This is a genomic window from Armatimonadota bacterium (genome assembly GCA_013314775.1).
Lineage (GTDB): Bacteria > Armatimonadota > Zipacnadia > Zipacnadales > JABUFB01 > JABUFB01.
Genome location: JABUFB010000008.1, coordinates 825,067 through 840,620, shown reverse-complemented (window position 1 = coordinate 840,620; position 15,554 = coordinate 825,067). Strand labels below are relative to the sequence as shown.

Annotated in this window: 10 protein-coding genes; all 10 read right to left on the bottom strand. The window is 64.1% G+C overall.

Annotated elements, in window-relative coordinates; translation table 11 throughout:
• Nucleotides 1–14: 14 nt before the first annotated feature.
• The 10 genes from HPY44_10420 to recG all read right to left on the bottom strand — a co-directional run bounded on the left by HPY44_10420 (nucleotide 15) and on the right by recG (nucleotide 15,554).
• Nucleotides 15–1,220, bottom strand: coding sequence for a PQQ-like beta-propeller repeat protein (locus tag HPY44_10420; GenBank protein NSW56421.1), 1,206 nt, complete (start codon nucleotides 1,218–1,220; stop codon nucleotides 15–17).
• Between the two features lie 46 nt (nucleotides 1,221–1,266).
• Complete coding sequence (locus tag HPY44_10415) at nucleotides 1,267–2,397, bottom strand: PQQ-binding-like beta-propeller repeat protein (protein ID NSW56420.1); 1,131 nt, start codon at nucleotides 2,395–2,397, stop codon at nucleotides 1,267–1,269.
• Between the two features lie 39 nt (nucleotides 2,398–2,436).
• Entirely contained in the window at nucleotides 2,437–5,799 is a 3,363-nt protein-coding gene (locus HPY44_10410; protein NSW56419.1) for a hypothetical protein, read from the bottom strand.
• Nucleotides 5,796–6,506 (bottom strand): ABC transporter ATP-binding protein, encoded by a 711-nt coding sequence (locus tag HPY44_10405; protein NSW56418.1) that lies wholly within the window; start codon nucleotides 6,504–6,506, stop codon nucleotides 5,796–5,798. Before HPY44_10405 ends, HPY44_10410 begins: the two co-directional genes overlap by 4 nt.
• Nucleotides 6,503–8,095 (bottom strand): (2Fe-2S)-binding protein, encoded by a 1,593-nt coding sequence (locus HPY44_10400; protein ID NSW56417.1) that lies wholly within the window; start codon nucleotides 8,093–8,095, stop codon nucleotides 6,503–6,505. Before HPY44_10400 ends, HPY44_10405 begins: the two co-directional genes overlap by 4 nt.
• Before the next feature lie 77 nt (nucleotides 8,096–8,172).
• On the bottom strand, nucleotides 8,173–8,646 hold the full coding sequence (gene bcp, locus HPY44_10395; GenBank protein NSW56416.1) for a thioredoxin-dependent thiol peroxidase: 474 nt from the start codon (nucleotides 8,644–8,646) through the stop codon (nucleotides 8,173–8,175).
• Between the two features lie 33 nt (nucleotides 8,647–8,679).
• Nucleotides 8,680–10,881: a right-handed parallel beta-helix repeat-containing protein gene (locus HPY44_10390; GenBank protein ID NSW56415.1), complete on the bottom strand. Its 2,202-nt coding sequence runs from the start codon at nucleotides 10,879–10,881 to the stop codon at nucleotides 8,680–8,682.
• Nucleotides 10,882–10,922: 41 nt separating this feature from the next.
• Entirely contained in the window at nucleotides 10,923–12,335 is a 1,413-nt protein-coding gene (locus HPY44_10385; protein NSW56414.1) for an aspartate kinase, read from the bottom strand.
• 112 nt (nucleotides 12,336–12,447) lie between these two features.
• Nucleotides 12,448–12,789, bottom strand: coding sequence for a hypothetical protein (locus HPY44_10380; GenBank protein ID NSW56413.1), 342 nt, complete (start codon nucleotides 12,787–12,789; stop codon nucleotides 12,448–12,450).
• Nucleotides 12,790–13,154: 365 nt separating this feature from the next.
• The gene (gene recG / locus HPY44_10375; GenBank protein NSW56412.1) at nucleotides 13,155–15,554 is read right to left on the bottom strand and encodes an ATP-dependent DNA helicase RecG; all 2,400 of its coding nucleotides are present in this window, start codon (nucleotides 15,552–15,554) and stop codon (nucleotides 13,155–13,157) included.

Sequence of the window (15,554 nt, the reverse complement as noted above, 5' to 3'; positions counted from 1 at the left end):
TCGTCTGGGGCGGCCTACATGATGTCTACGCAGCAGATCGCTTCCTTGTTGCGGATGATCAGCTTACCGTCTGCGATCACCGGCATGGTCCAGCTCTGCCCACCGAGGGGAGTGAAACGTCCCAGTTCCTGGTAGCTCTCGAAGGAGTTGGAGAACATGACGACCGCGCCGGAATCGGAGTTGATGCCGATCAGGACGCCGTCCACCGCAACGACGCCACCCTTCTGGCCCATTTCGCGGTTGTTCCACAGTATCTCTCCGTCGCGCGGGTTGATGCACACCAGACCGTAGCGATCGCCGATTCCGAAGAAGCAGTTGTTGGTGAACACAGGCGAGTTGAAGTGAGCCTGGAGGTTCTTGTTGGTCCAATGGGTCGTGACCCCGTCGGGGGTAATCTCGATCAGGCTGCAGCCTTTGCCATAGTTGCTGGAAAAGAACACAAAGTTCCCAGCGACGATGGGCTGCGCGGCGTTCACGTCGTAGCTCGTCTCCCACGGCACCGACCAGAGCACCTTGCCGTCCGCCGCCGCCGCGCCGTAGATGTGCTTGCCCGCGAATATGACGTATTGCTTCACACCCTGGATATTGGCCACTACTGGCGAGGCGTATCCCGGCACCCCAGGCTTGCCGCCCGTCCAAACGGTGTCCCCACTCCGGGCATCGAGCGCAACAATGCCTGTCTGCCCGCCGGGGCAGAGAATCACCTTGCCCTCATCTACGATGGGGGAAGCGGAGTAATCCCACTCCGGGGCCTGCCCACCGAAGTCCTGCCTGATGTTTACCGACCAGTATGGTGTGCCGTCCGTGGCATCCAGGCAGTTCACAAGCCCCAGGCGGCTCAGTGTGTATAAGCGGCCGTTGCTGTAGCAGGGGGTCGATCGTGCGAATCCGTAGTTTTCGCGCGCAGTGTCCGGGTAGGGGAAGCGCCAGACTTCCTGTCCTGTGTCCAGTTTCAGCGCCCGGACGATGTCCTTGTCGCCCGCGTGATCGATGATGAAGACCTTGCCGTCGGCCACGCACGGTCCGGCGAATCCCCGGTCGCCCAGCGCCACCTTCCACTCCACCTTCGGCGGCTTGGCGTTCCAGTCCTTGTTGATCCCCGTGTCCGGGGCGATCCCGTTGGCCGTCGGGCCCATATACTGCGGCCAGTCGGCGGAAAATGCTCCACACATCAGGCCCAGGAGTAGGAGTGTCGCACCTGCTCGGGTCATGCTGCGCATGGGCTCATCCTTTCGCGTGTTTGATGCGTCAGATATCGGCGCTCATTTAGCGCCCAAAACAGTGTACCTCACCGTCGTCAGTGCCAATCACCATCCGCGTTCCCTTCGCCCCGAAGGCAGGGGACGATGCTACTCGAGCCCCCGCAGTGAACTTCCAGAACTGATTCCCATCGCTCAGATTCAGACCGTACACAGCCCCGTCATCACACCCCACGAACACCCGGCTCCCCGCAATAACAGGTGACGAATCCACTTCACCCCTTGTTCGGAACACCCACCGGGTCGCCCCGGTCTCCCGGTCGAGACAGAAGACTGACTTGTTGCGCGAACCGAACACCACATAGTTGCCGGAGACAGCGCCGGAACCAAAGCTCGCGCCACCGTTCTTGCGGGAGATAACCCGCCACAGGATCTTGCCGTCACTCACCCGAACCCCGAAGTACTCGCCGTTCATGCTCCCCACGAACACAGCGCCCTGGGAGTATGCCGGGGATGCCGCATAGTTGCCACCGATCTCCACCGAATCCCTCTCGCGCCCCTTCTCCACATCGATCATGCGCAGGACGCCGTCGCAGCCATCGATGATGGCCGTGCCGTTGATGACGCAGGGGGTGCAGTGAACCTGGGCGTCGGTGCCGAAAGACCAGATCTTGCTGCCGGTGTCGGTGTCGAAACGGTACAGGTAGTTGTCATACGAACCCACCAGCACCGACCCGCGGTAGGGGGTGGCTGAGGAGATGATCTTGTCGCCTGTCGTGTATTTCCAGGCCAGCTTCCCGGTGGCGGCCTTCACGGCGTGGAAGACGCCGCCCTCGTCACCCACGCAGACCAGACCATTGGTTACGCAGGGTGATGCGGTGATCTTGTCCGTGGCCTTGTAGACCCACTTGCGGCTACCGTCCTTGAGGCTCAATGCCACCAGCTGCCCGTCCGCATTGCCCACGTAGACCACACCGCCAACGATGGCTGCCGTTGATTCCACGGCCCCGCCGATGTCTTTGGTCCATAGCAGCTTCGGCCGGTCGCTGAAAGGCCCACCGAGTTCGCCTTTGAGATAAGGAGAGCCCCGGAAGCACGTCCAGTCCGGCAGTAACGCCGACCAGGCAGTGGAGGCGCACACGGTCAAGATGAAGACGAACGCAATCGCGCGGGGCAGAGTATTCGGTCTGTGGTACACAGTCTCACCTCCACGCGGGGGAAGGTCCCGCGCTTCCATTCATTCCTCTCGCAGAGCGCCCAACAACGGTCCGCGCACAGACTGGACTGCAGTCACGAAGCTGGCGCTGGCCCCCACCGCGAGCACCAGTATGAGCAGGTCCGCAATGGCCACCCAGTTGACGGCCGCATCCACGGACGATAATCTCGGAGCGACAGCCACCAGCGCACAGAGGGTCCCGGATGCCAGTCCGGCAACGAGCAATGACCCGTTTTCGACCAGCAGCAACCAGGCCAGTCGCGACCGGGTGAAGCCGGTAGCCATCAGCAGGGCAAGCTCCCCGCGGCGCTCCAGGGCGGATCTCAGGAGCACCGCCGCGATGCCCACCGTGCCCAGCAGCAGCCCCAGCCCTCCCAGGGCAAGGAACATGGATAGATAGGCATTCTGTACCTGCATGAACTCATTCAACACCTCGCGGGTGGGTTTGACCTCCACCCCGAGTTCGCCCAGGCCGCGCCGAAGGGCATCCGCCACCCGATCCATGGTGCCTTCCGGGGTCTCCACGAGAAACCAGGATGGACCTGAGACCTGCGGGTAGATGCGTCGGAGCGCGGGCTCGGAGACCAGGAGCACGCCCTGAAAGATGCTGCCCTGGACTGTAGGCCCGAGCCGAAGGCGCACGTCTTCGCCGCCGGGCCCGGGCATGGTATAGACCTTACCCGGCGCCGAGTGCAGGGTCCAGCGGATGCTGTCCAAATCGCCGAGGGCAACCGCGGTGACATCTTCCGGGGAATCCCAGATCGAGAGCCAAGGGTTCTCGGCCGTGGATCCCGGCGCCGGGTTCGCGCCAAAACCGCCTCGTTCCGCGAGCTCACGGGGAACTCCCAGCAACCTCGGGTGTGTGGGCCGCGAGATGTTCAGGCAACTGATATCCTCGCCCGGACCCGTAGGCAGAGAGTAGATTCGCGCGCCTTTCAGCGCTGCCTCGTCTTCATCGGTGAAGCCCAGATTTCGGCGTCCTTCGGGGGTCGCGGGGTCGAAAGGCAGGGGGACCGATGCCCTCGCAAGCAGTGCGAAGCCGCCCGTGCCCGAATCTTTGCGGGTGACGTCGATACGGGAGAAATCCCGCGCGTTCGCGCCGACCGCCACCAGTATGAAGGTGGCGGCGGCCAGGAGGCCCAGCATCAGGAGGCTTCGCGCGGCGTTGGCCGCCGCATTGCGCAGGGCAAGACGGGGCAATGTACGCGTGACGGATTTTCCCGCCAGTGCTTGAGACAATATCACCGATGCCCCGGCCACTGTGGCTCCCAGGAGCGCGAATCCAATGCCGAAAAATGCGCCTTCGGCGGACATGCCCTCGCTCAGCGAGGGAGCGGCGAACAGCCCGGCGGCACACACCAGGCAGGCCACAAGGACGATCACCGGGCGTCGAGTGGAGCGGCCGATACCCGTGACGGCGATGCCCTGCGCTCCCGCGAGAAGCTGCAGGTCCGTGCGCCCCTTCGGCCGCCGGGTGCTCCAGACCGCCGTCCCGATGCCCACCACTAGGCCCGTCACACCGCCGGCGACCAACGAGCCCGGTACCAGGTGCAGCCAGACGGTCTCCGTCGCACCCAGGGCGCCGGCCCACCAGTTGGAGAGCCCTCGGATGAGTGCTCCTGCATACCATGCCCCCGCCGGGACACCGATGGCGACCCCGAGCACCGTGAGCACAATGCCTTCGGCAATGAGTGCCGTCCGCACGATCTTTGGAGGCACTCCGCAGGCGCCGAGTATCCCGGATTCTGCAGACCGTTGCTCTACGGACAGCTTCAGCAGCATTGCCGCCAGTGCTGCGCCCGCGAACACCAGGAACATGCTCAGGCCCAGGAACAGCTGCCCGAAGTCCGACGTGCCCTGAGACCCGCGCAGCGCCATCTCTCGCAGAGGACGGAAGGACAGCCCGGACACGTCAGGGGTCAATACGCGACGCAGGGTAGTGGCGAGGTTGCGCTGGTAGGCCTCCGGGTCCGCTCCCTCCGGCGGGTAGATGCGCACGGATGTGATCCAGTCCGATTCCTCCCCCTGCGGTCCGCTCTGCCACATGTCACTCGCCGCGGACATATTCACGAAAGCCTTCGGCGTGGCCCGGTACTTGTCCCAGTAGTCCTCGTCACGCTGGGTGACCTTGTTCAGGTCAACCGGAAACGGAGGGTCCCAGGCGTCAATGCTCACGGCATCCGTGATACCCTCGAAGGTCGGGACTAAGGCAGGGTCAGCGAACTCCCTCGCGAGGGGTACGATGCGCGTCAGCCGAAGGACCAGCTCGCGCTCCGGGTACTCGCCACTTTCCGCGGGCACCATGTATGCGATGCGTAGATCATCCCCCACGGAGACGCCCAAGTCCTTGGCGGCCCAGTCGTTGAGCCAGACCTCATCCGGCCCCGGGAACTCCCCACTCCCGGGCGCCAACGGCGCGTCGATCCCACACACCACACTGTAGGCGATAGATCGTGCTCCCGGCCTTCCCGGGGCCGTGATCTCGCTGGCCAGATACACCGACGTGGCGCGCGCCTGACCACCCGTAGCCTTCGCCGCGCTTTCGGCGCGGACGGCCTGGGTACGGCTGAGCAAGGTTCCCTTGCTCTCCAGCGAAAAGTACCCGCCGGCGGTCGCTGTGAGGGTGAGGCCGTAGTCCGACAGCTGCGCGCTCTGCTCGAGCCCTTTCTCCAGGGCGCCGGTGGCATACTCGTCCTGCGGATCGGTACTCGCAAGAATCACGTTCGCCTGGCCCGCACGGCCAAGACGCTCGGCCAGCCAGTCGCGGTCCACGAACACGTTGCGGGGAGTGGCATTCTGGCTGTCCAGCCGGAAGTCCGCTGGGCCTCTGCCAAGCACCTGTTCAACCTTGAGCCGCACCGTGGGCGCGGTGTCCCCGATCTCGCGCCGCGCGAAGAGGGTGTCCAGGGCAATCTCGGGGCGGTTCTCCAGGGTGACCAGAATCGAGTCGCCCTCTGAGACTCCCAGGTCCAGGGCAAGCGCCATGTTCAAGATGCAGCCGCGGTCGGACAGTGTCTTCACCGACATCGGCGCGATGTCGTGGTATTGCTTCCAGAAGCCCTGCGGGACGGCGTAGACCGCGACACGCGGGATGACGACTTCAGTCTGGGGCTCGCGTGCGGCACCGTCCGCGGCAAGCAGCGCCACGCAGTCAGGGGAGATCTCCTTCGCGAGATCGGCACGGAGATAGCGCGGAGATACCAGGGCATGGGTGATCCTGCCCAGTCGGCTCAGAGCCGTGTCGCGTAGGCTCCCGCTTACGGAGTCTCCGATAACCAGCGATCCGGTGATCACCGCGGTCGCAATCGCCAGCCCGAAGGCCGCCACCAGCCCTGTGCGCCGGTGGTAGATCAGGCTGCGAATCACAAGTCGCGCGAGGGTCAAGCCGGGGCCTCCGGAGAGGTGTCAAGCGGGGCGAGCTTCCCATCTGATAGCGCAAGGGTCCGGCCCATCCGCGCCGCCTGATCCAGATTGTGGGTGACCATCAACACCGTTGCGCCTTCATCCCGGGCAAGCTCCAGCAGCAAGGCCACAATCTGCTCGCCCGTATTGCGATCCAGATTACCCGTAGGCTCGTCGCACAGGAGCAGTCCGGGGCGGTTCATAAGCGCCCGGGCCACAGCCACGCGCTGCCTTTCGCCGCCCGAGAGCCGAGCCGGGAAAGCTTCTGCGCGCGCAGCAAGGCCCAGGCGATCCAGCAGCTCCTCTGCACGGGCCTCGGCACCGTCAATGCCGGGAGCGGCAAGGGTCGGCACCAGCACGTTCTCCAGGGCATTGAGTTGCGGCAGCAGATGGTGGTCCTGGAAGATGAACCCCACGCGCTGCGCCCGGTACCGGGCAAGCTCAGCCCCTGACAGCGAGGTCACGTCTGTCTCACCCAGCCTGACCGTGCCATTCGTCGGGGGCTCCAGGCCACCGATGATGTTCAGCAGCGTGCTCTTCCCCGAACCTGACGGGCCGACGATGGCCACCGTGTCGCCCGCCTCTGCCTCCAGAGAAATCCCGTCCAGCACTGTCAAAGGCGTGTTGTCGGGAAGCACGAAGCTCTTGGTCAGATTCTCCACCACGAGTCCGTCCCGAAGCTGGCTCATGCGGATTCTGACGCCTCCGTGTCCGGGCTGGTTCGGATGGGAACCGGCTGGTGGACGTAGACCAGGGCGCCGGTGGGACACGCCTGCGCGCATTCGAGAGCCAGTCCCGAGATTGCCTCGCGCATGTCCGCACCGAGGGGAGCGCCGACGCGCAAGTCAAAACCGCGCCCGATGAAACTGAGGCCCATGGCTTCCCGCTCGCCTTCGGCGATCTGCACACACAGCCCGCATGCAATGCACTTGCCTGGCTCGTAGATGAGATTGGGGTGGGAGGTCTCGCGGCGGAATGTGCGTTCGTTCCCGGACCAGTTGCGCAGGTCTGCCCCGTACTTCATGCCCCAGAGCCGCAGCGCGCACTTCTCCAGACCGGCGCAGTCACAGTGCAGGCAGCGGTCCGCTTCCGCCTTGGCTTCCTCGTCCAGGAAGCCTAGCGCCTCACCCGCTGATGGGTTGATGCGGCCATGTTTCGGGGTGTCCGCAGCGAACTCCGCCAACTCTTCGGGGCTCAGGCGGCCCATGCGCACCGTGTAAGGACGCTGTTCCCCCTTGGGTGCCCGACCGTGCAGGAACTCATTCACCGCAAGCGCGGCAGACCGTCCGCTGCCCACCGCCCGCACCGCCGATCGCGACGGTGTGAGCGCTGAACCCGCGACGAAAACTCCCGGCAATCCTGTCTCGTGAGTCGCACGTTCCGGGATGATCTCGACGCCGACCCCGGTTCCCTGAGCCGGGTCTCCTGTGGCAAGGACCACGGCGTCGAACTCGTCTCGCAGGGCAGCCAGTGGCAGGTCTGCGCCCACGCGGACTCCGGAGCGCAGCTCAACACCCGCCGCCAGGATCGCGCCGACCTCACCATCAAGCACCCGGGGCGGCAGGGCATCCTCGGTCACGCCATAGCGCAGCATCCCGCCGGGTTCCGGCCGGTCGTCGATGATGGTGCAGGCGTGGCCCATGCGCCGCAGGTACCACGCCGCTGAAAGCCCTGCAGGTCCGGCGCCGACGATTGCCACCCGCTTGCCCGACTCCGGCCTGCAGTGAACGGGACGGGGAGTTTCGCGGCCCAGCAGGTAGTCCCCCACGAACCGCTTGAGAAGCTTGATCGCCACAGGTGAATCCACATCCCCGCGCCTGCAGGCCTTCTCGCAGGGGGCCGGGCAGATGCGGCCCAAAATCGAGGGGATGGGAATGTGCTCCAGCACCACTCGCGCCGCCTCATCCATTTCACCCGTTGCGATGTGGCGGATCATCCGCGGGATATCCATGCGCGCCGGGCAGACGGTATGGCACGGGCCGAGACAGTCGCCCAGGTGGTCGCCCAGGAGCAGTTCCAGCGCGGTTTTCCGCGCTGCGAGGACCTCCGGGGTCTCGCTCTCCACCGTCATGTCATCGCTGACCTTCGTCGCGCAGGCAGGCACCAACCGGTTGCCCCGGTCCACTCGCACCACGCACACCAGGCACGAGGTCTCGGGACGGCAGCCATCGCGGTAGCAGAGGGTGGGTATGACAATTCCCGCGAGCCGTGCGGCCTCGAGGATAGTCGTGCCCTCAGGCACGCGAACAGTCCTATCGTCGATCGTCACAGTCAGCATCAACGGCTAACCTCTCCGGGCCTGTCGGCGGACAGCAGGCCGGTTGATATGGCGGTGGCCGGGTCCGATAGCCTTCGCTACCCCAGCGACTTCACGAACTCCAGCACTTCATCCGCGTGTTCCTCGACCTTCACCTTCGGCCAGATCTTCGCGATCTTGCCCTCTTTGTCGATGACGAAAGTGGTGCGCACGATGCCCATCGACTTCTTGCCATACATGTTCTTCTCCTGCCAGACGCCGTACTTCGTCGCCACTTCCGCGTCCTTGTCGGCAAGCAGCGGAAAACGCAGGTCGTACTTCGCTGCGAACTTGTCGTGGGATTCCAGGCTGTCGGTGCTGACGCCGAGGATCACCGCTCCGGCCTCCTCGAACTCCGCCTGCAGGTCACGGAAACTGCAGGCTTCTTTGGTGCAGCCCGGTGTATTGTCCCGCGGGTAGAAGTACAGAACGACGACGTTCTTACCCTTGAAGTCCTTCAGCGCCACTTTGTTCCCAGTGCTTGCAGGGAGCGAGAACTGCGGGGCTTTCTGGCCTGTCACCAGTTCCGACATCCATCCCATCTCCTTCCGTGATATCAGGGCTGACTACCCGCCGTCACCAGCGGGGAGAATACGGAAGTTGTCGAACCAGAATTGCTGGCCCTGCTTGCCGTTGGCATTGGTCCACAAGCGGAACATCTGCAGCAGGCGCACGCCCGGGTACACTTGTCGGATCGCCCGGGCATCAAGCTCGATTTCGTGCCACTGGTCGTCATCCAGCAGCACTTTCCCCGGCAGTGCCGGGGCCGCACCTGGATGCAGCGCCGGGCTTGCCGCCAGGCATACCTGCCCCGTGCCCCAGGTCGCTGACTTGAAGGGATGCACCCACATGCCCACAGGCACTCCGGGCGGGATCCGGTATGCTACACGGACCGTGGGGAAGCGATCGATATCCCACCAGCGCGGCTTGATGTCACATGAAAGTGTGGCTCCGTCGCCCGTGGCCTCGACGCGCATCGAGCGCCGACCCGAAGCTGCCGTCTCCGTCTCAAGCTTTGTCACCGTGGCGCGCTGGCGCGAGAAGTTCCAGTAGTAGTGCCAGTCCTCCTGGTTTTCCACTTCGAAGTCGGTGACCACCACCGGCTTCGTCGCGGTCTCCATTGTCTCCACACGCAGGCCCGGAGGGATCGTCGGCGCGCGGTGCCAGTCCCGTCCTTCCGCCCCGGTCTCATACGCGCCGAGGTCGGGTGCGGCACCGGCGTAGGCCACTGTGACGGCGTCCCCTTCCTGCCATGTCAGGTCCCGGTCCAGGGTGACCGTGTTTGCCTCAATATCCGCCTTCAAAACCACCGCTGCGGTTCTTCCGGCCCCGACGAAGACGGTGTCGCCGACCTCACCGGGAATCCCGAAACCGTCGTAGAACCAGCGGGCATCATCCACTGCGATCATCCGTCCAGAGCCGCCTGCTGTTGCCCTCGCCAGGGGCGCGCCTGCGTCAATCGCCGGGCTTCCGGTGCTCAGGCGGTAGTCGTCGGCCTCCATGTCCACGAAGAGGGGGTCTGCGTCGATGTTCCCCGCGAACTGTCCGGGCTTCATCTCGTTGGCCTCGTCCGCCGTCATGCGCAGGCCGTCCCACTTGTTGTGGGCAGGCCAGGCCCAGTCATAGCGCACCGTCCTGCAGCCGGGTCTGTCGCCGTACAGCAGGTTGTGCAGAAACCGATTGTCCTCGGCGATGTTGCTCACGAGATACAGCGCCAGGCCGTCGCCACCAGGGTCGTTGAAGGCGAAGACATTGTTCTGGAAGACATTCCCGTGGACCATGTGCGGATCGGGATTCTGGTTGAGGTCCACCATCTCGTACCCGTACTCGTGGTTCCGCGCCCACGTATTGTTGTACAGCCGCGAGCGCATCATGCCGAACGTGGGCAGGTCCTGATACTTGTAGGCGTTGATCACCATCGGCCCGTAATAATTGCGGTAGATTACATTTCGGCGGAAGATGGAGTCGATGATGAAGAGTTTGGCGCGTCCATCGGCTGAACCCGATCCGTCGAAGCCGTTGGTGATGACGCAATCCTCCACGAGCAGGCGCGGAGTGGAGAAGAACTCGAAGTTCCGCCCCCACCGGCAGTCGAAAACGCACCTTCGCACCACGTTGTTCGGGCAGTCAAACCACAACCCGAAGGGGCGATGTCCGGCGCGGCTGATGTGCACACGGTCGAAGATGCAGTGGCTGACATTGTAGTTGTTCCACATGTCCCCGCTCACGTGGCCGTCAGCGCCGATGTTGTTGGACCGCCGGCACTCCAGGTTTTCGTACCGATTGTAATGGCAGTCGGTGCAGGTGATTGGGGAGTAGTGGCCGGTTGCGTTCTCCATCCTACAGTTGCGGATGACGCAGTGGTTTGCGCGGTCCAGTTTCATCCAGCCGCGTGCGGTGGGCAGGAGGTAAAGGCCGTCCAAGACGATGTGGGACCGATCTTTGATGCGTACGCAGGTTCGTTCGCCGTCGGACGAAAGGCCGCCGGCGATCACTGCCATCAGAGGGTTTTCAGCGCGGTAGGTGACGGGGCGCCCGGGCTCGCCAGACTGCGCCGGCTCGATAACGCCCGCGTGGCTCCCGTCCAGGAGCGTAACCGCATCGCCCGGGGAAAGCGCGGCATTGGCCTTCGCCAACGTCCGCCAGGGTGCCGCGCGAGTCCCGGCGTTCTCGTCGTTCCCGTCTGGCGAGACGAAATACTCGGCCGCCGCGCTCACTCCCGACAGGCATACTGATGCAATCGCACTGATCAGGACAATTCTGAGCATGGCAGGCCTCGCATTCCGGACGGCATCTCTCCGGTTCGTCTCTACTCGAAGAACTCTGCGTGAAGCGCCTCCACGGCTGCGTGGAGATCGCGCTCGCTGATCCCGACCATGAGGCTGATCTCGCTGGCGCCCTGATTGAGCACCTCGATGTTGATCTTCCTCGCCGCCAGCGCGGCTGTGACCCTGCAAGCGATGCCCGGCGTGTCCTTCATGCCCTCGCCGACCACCATGATCAGCGCCAGCCCTGGCTCGGCCGACTCACCATTGTCGTCGACCGCCGGTATGATCCGGGCCTCATCCGGCTCCAGTTCGTTCTTGATGCGGTCCAGAATGATGCCCGCCTTGCCACCCTTGAGGTCGCTCTTGCGCAGGATGACCGAGACGTCGTCGATGCCGGAGGGCATGTGCTCCACCGGCACTTGTTCCTGCTCGATGATGTGCATCAGCTTGCGGACGTAACCTACTTCCCGGTTCATCAGGAACTTGGTGACCAGGAGCGTGCAGAAACCGTCTTTGCTGGCAATGCCCATGACCTGTCCCGGCTTGCTCTCTCTGCTGCGGGTCACCATGGTTCCCGGCGCGTCGGGGGCGTTGGTGTTGCGGATATTGATGGGGATGTCCCGGTGCATAGCCGGGAGTGGGGCTTCCTCCTGGAAAATGTTGAAGCCCGAGTAGGAGAGTTCGCGCATTTCGCGGTAAGTGAGATGGGCCACCGGTTTCGCATTAGGGACGATGTTGGGATTCGCAGCACAGACCGCGTCCCTGTCTGTGAAGTTCTCGTAAATATCCGCACGCACCGCCGCCGCAAGGATAGCGCCCGTAATATCCGAACCGCCGCGCGGGAAAGTGACCACGTACTGCCTGCCGTTCTCATCGGGTTCGGTGTAGCCGAAAAACCCGGGGAAAACCACAATTCCCTCAAGATCCCGCAGGGAAGCCAGCAGGTCATAGGATTTCGGCAGGACGCAGCGGTTGTCGTCCAGGAGCATCCCGGCCGCGCGCGGGTCGACGTACTGCGCGGTGTGCCCGAGCTTGTTGAGGATCGCCGCGAAGAGGCGCGCCATATTGTCCTCGCCACCCGCGATCACCAGGTCGCGGTAACGCTCCGGGCCGAGGCCAGGCTCGTCAAGCCGCGCCTGAAGGTCTGCCCGGATCTCCTCCGTCAGCTCTTCAGGGAGGTCGAAACCTGCCCGGATCTCGTCATACCGGGAAACGGTTTCGTCGAGGTAATGGCTGTAGTCGGTACCGATACTGTGGGCCTCGACGGCCTTGATCAGCAGCTCGGTGACCTTGGTGTCCTCGCCCCCAGCTTCCTTCACGCTCGGCCGCTCGCCGGGGGCTGAGACAACTACGATGCGTCGACTCGGGTCGCTGGTGACAATGTCCACCACTTTCTTGACCTGTACGAACTCGGCCAGAGAGCTTCCACCGTACTTGCAGGACTTATACGCCATGGTTTGTCACCCGTATCCAGGGATATCTGCAGAAGGCCCAACACGGGGCAGGACTATACATATACCCGGTTTGGAGGGGTCTTGTACAGGGGGAGATGGACCGGGGCGCCGTTCAATCGTCCGGCTCCTTTTCGCGCGTGATGAAGCCCTTCCCTCGCTGGTAGATGACCTCATCCACGGCTTCATCGTGAGACGTGGTGGCCTTCATGAGGACCCACTTGCCATTTTCCTTGCCCATATGAGCGATGCACCACGCGCAGGCCTCAGGCGGTCCGACTATGAGCTTCAGGTCCGGGGGCTCGCGATCATCCCACAGGTACACCCCCAGTTCGTCTTCCTTGTACCACTCGTAGTACTTGTCGGGCATCTGCCGGCTTTCCCAGAGCGGGGCGGGGAGCAAGACCAGTTCTTTCATCTCGCATTCGGTTCGCAGCCACTGTTCAAGAGCAGCCACTGCCTGCTCTTCATCCGTCGTCTGAGGGGCGTGGGGTGAGGTCTCACGGACCCATGCTTCGAACTGCACACGGTTGGAGGGTACCTGGTCGGGGCTCACGGCGGGCTTGCTCTCGGCCGCCACTTGCTCAGGTGGGGGGACATTTCCTGGCTCGACGGGAGGGCGGGCTTGTGTACTCGTGACCCGGTCAGCGGGAACCGGGCAGCCGGTCAATAGGGCACAGGCCGAAACAACCAGAATTATGAGCATAGTCGTCGGCATTCGGGCCACAGCACTCGCCTCCCCGATGATGTTCCCGTGCTTATCCCGAACCATCGTGCCCAGCTATCAATTCGTTTCGGCGAGTGCTTGCACCTGCAGCGGACTCACAGTGCCCAACCCGCGAGCCCGTCGCCATCGCCCCAGAGAGCATCTCGCAGCGCCTGGTGCTCGGGAAGGGCCAGGTCCGGGTCGGCTTCAATGATCGCAAAGGCCTCGGTGCGGGCCCTGACCAGCGCCGGGGTGTCCCCGATCAGATCAGCCATGCGCAGGTCCGGCAGACCGCTTTGGCGGGTGCCGGCGAGCTCTCCCGGACCTCGCCTGCGCAGGTCCTCCTCGGCGATCTCGAATCCGTTTGTGGTTCGCTCCAGCACCCGCAGGCGATCCACCACTTCGGGCGTACTGGCACGGGTCATCAGGATGCAGATGCCCGCCTGAGTGCCCCGTGCGACGCGTCCACGCAACTGGTGCAACTGGGCAAGACCGAAGCGTTCGGCATTCTCGATGAGCATCACGGTGGCATTGGGCACGTCTACGCCGACCTCGACTACGGTGGTTGAGATGAGTATCTCCAGGTGTCCCTCGCGGAATTGGGTCATCACCTGGTCTCTGCGCTCCGCGTCCATCCGGCCATGCAGAAGCCCCAGCTTGAAGGAGGCAAAAGGTCCCAGAGACAGCCGCCGGAACTCACGTTCGGCCGACGCCGCCTCGCCCTCCTGTTCTTCCACCAAAGGGCAGATGACGTACGCCTGGGCTCCCTGGACTAACCGGCCGACCACCGTCTCATACGCGGCATGGCGGCTCTTTCCCCACGCGAGGTGGGTGACCACCGGCGTCCTGCCCGGGGGCAACTCATCCAGCACCGAGACGTCGAAGTCCCCATATGCGGTCAGCGCGAGTGTACGAGGAATCGGGGTCGCCGACATGAAAAAAAGGTTGGGATGCAGGCCCTTCGTAGCCAGTTGCGCGCGCTGACGGACGCCGAACCGGTGCTGCTCATCCACCACCGCCACCGCAAGATCCCGGTAGGTGACCGCCTCCTGGAAGATGGCGTGAGTGCCGACGATGACCCGGGCATCGCCGCGCTGGATCTGTCCGAGGGCATATCTGCGAGCGGACTCTCCCATGGACCCTGTCAGCAGGGCGCAGGAGACCTCGAAGGGCCGAAGGAGTTGGGTCAGGGTCGCGAAATGTTGCTCTGCCAGCAGTTCAGTGGGAGCAAGGAGTGCGCCCTGTCGTCCTCCCAATGCAGCCGCGAGGAGCGCGAAGGCCGCGCAGATTGTCTTTCCAGCACCCACATCCCCGTGGATCAGTCGGCACGCCGGAGCGGTGGCCTCCAGGTCAGCGGCGACGTCATTGAGCACTCGGGACTGCGCCCCCGTTGGTGGGAAGGGCAGGGACTGCACGAACCGTTCGACCAACTCTCGGGCGGGCAGAACGGCGCCCGCGCGAGTTTGGACATGCTGGCGCCTGCGCTGCGCAAGAGCCGCCTGGAGGACAAAGAGCTCCTCGAAGACGATTCGCTCCCGTGCCTTCGCGCGGGCCTCCTCGCTCGAGGGAGCATGCACTTCTCGCAGCGCCTCGGGGTAGTCCATGAGCCCGTGCTCCCGGGCGATCCTCTCCGGAACAGCCCCGGATGGCAAAGGCTCGCAGGCCTTCAGGGCATGTCGTATCAGGCCGCGCATAAAAGTCTGTGTCAGCCCTGCACCCAGCGGATAGACCGGGACAATGCCCTCAGGCGCCTGTTCCGGCGCGGTTTCACCCGGACGTTGGATCACTTCCGTCTCGCTCACATGGAAGCTCATAGCGCCCTTGTGGATCATGGCCTGCCCGGTCACGAGCAGCACCGTTCCAGCCTCGAACTGGCTGGCTCGGTAAGGTTGGCCGAACCACACCAGCTTGACCTCACCCGATGAATCCTTCGCCGGGACCTCGGCGACTGCTATCTTGCCTCGGCGCCTGCACTCACCCGCACCGATCACCTCCACTTGCAGGCACGCACTCTCCCGGTGCTCCAGGTTCGCGGCCGCCTTCATGCGGGTGCGGTCTTCATAGCGTGATGGGTAATGGCGCAGGAGGTCCCCAGGGGTGCGTATGCCCAGTTGCGCCAATTGGGCCTCGCGTTTGGGGCCGACGCCTTTCAAGAAACGCAGTGGGCCTGGAGGTGGGGAAGAGGAGGCAGCGTCGGGCGCAATCCTGCTCTGGTAAAGGGTCAGCGCCTGGATGGTCCTGCGGCAGAGGACCTCGCGCTCCTGTGGGGTAAATGCGCCGTAGGCGCCGAATGCCTGGGCGATTCGCCCCAGGCGGGCCGCCAGCCACTCATCCAGCATCGGCGTCGTGCAGTCGGCCCATGCGACGATGAAAGCAGCCATGCCCCCTTCGACGGCATCATCCATGCAACCCCGCCGAACCTCAAGTTCCAGGGGCTTGATGGGCCGGGTGATGGCGGACGCCGGGTCTTGGTCGGTCCTGAATGGTCTCTTCGAGCGGGGGCTCTCCGGTCTCAC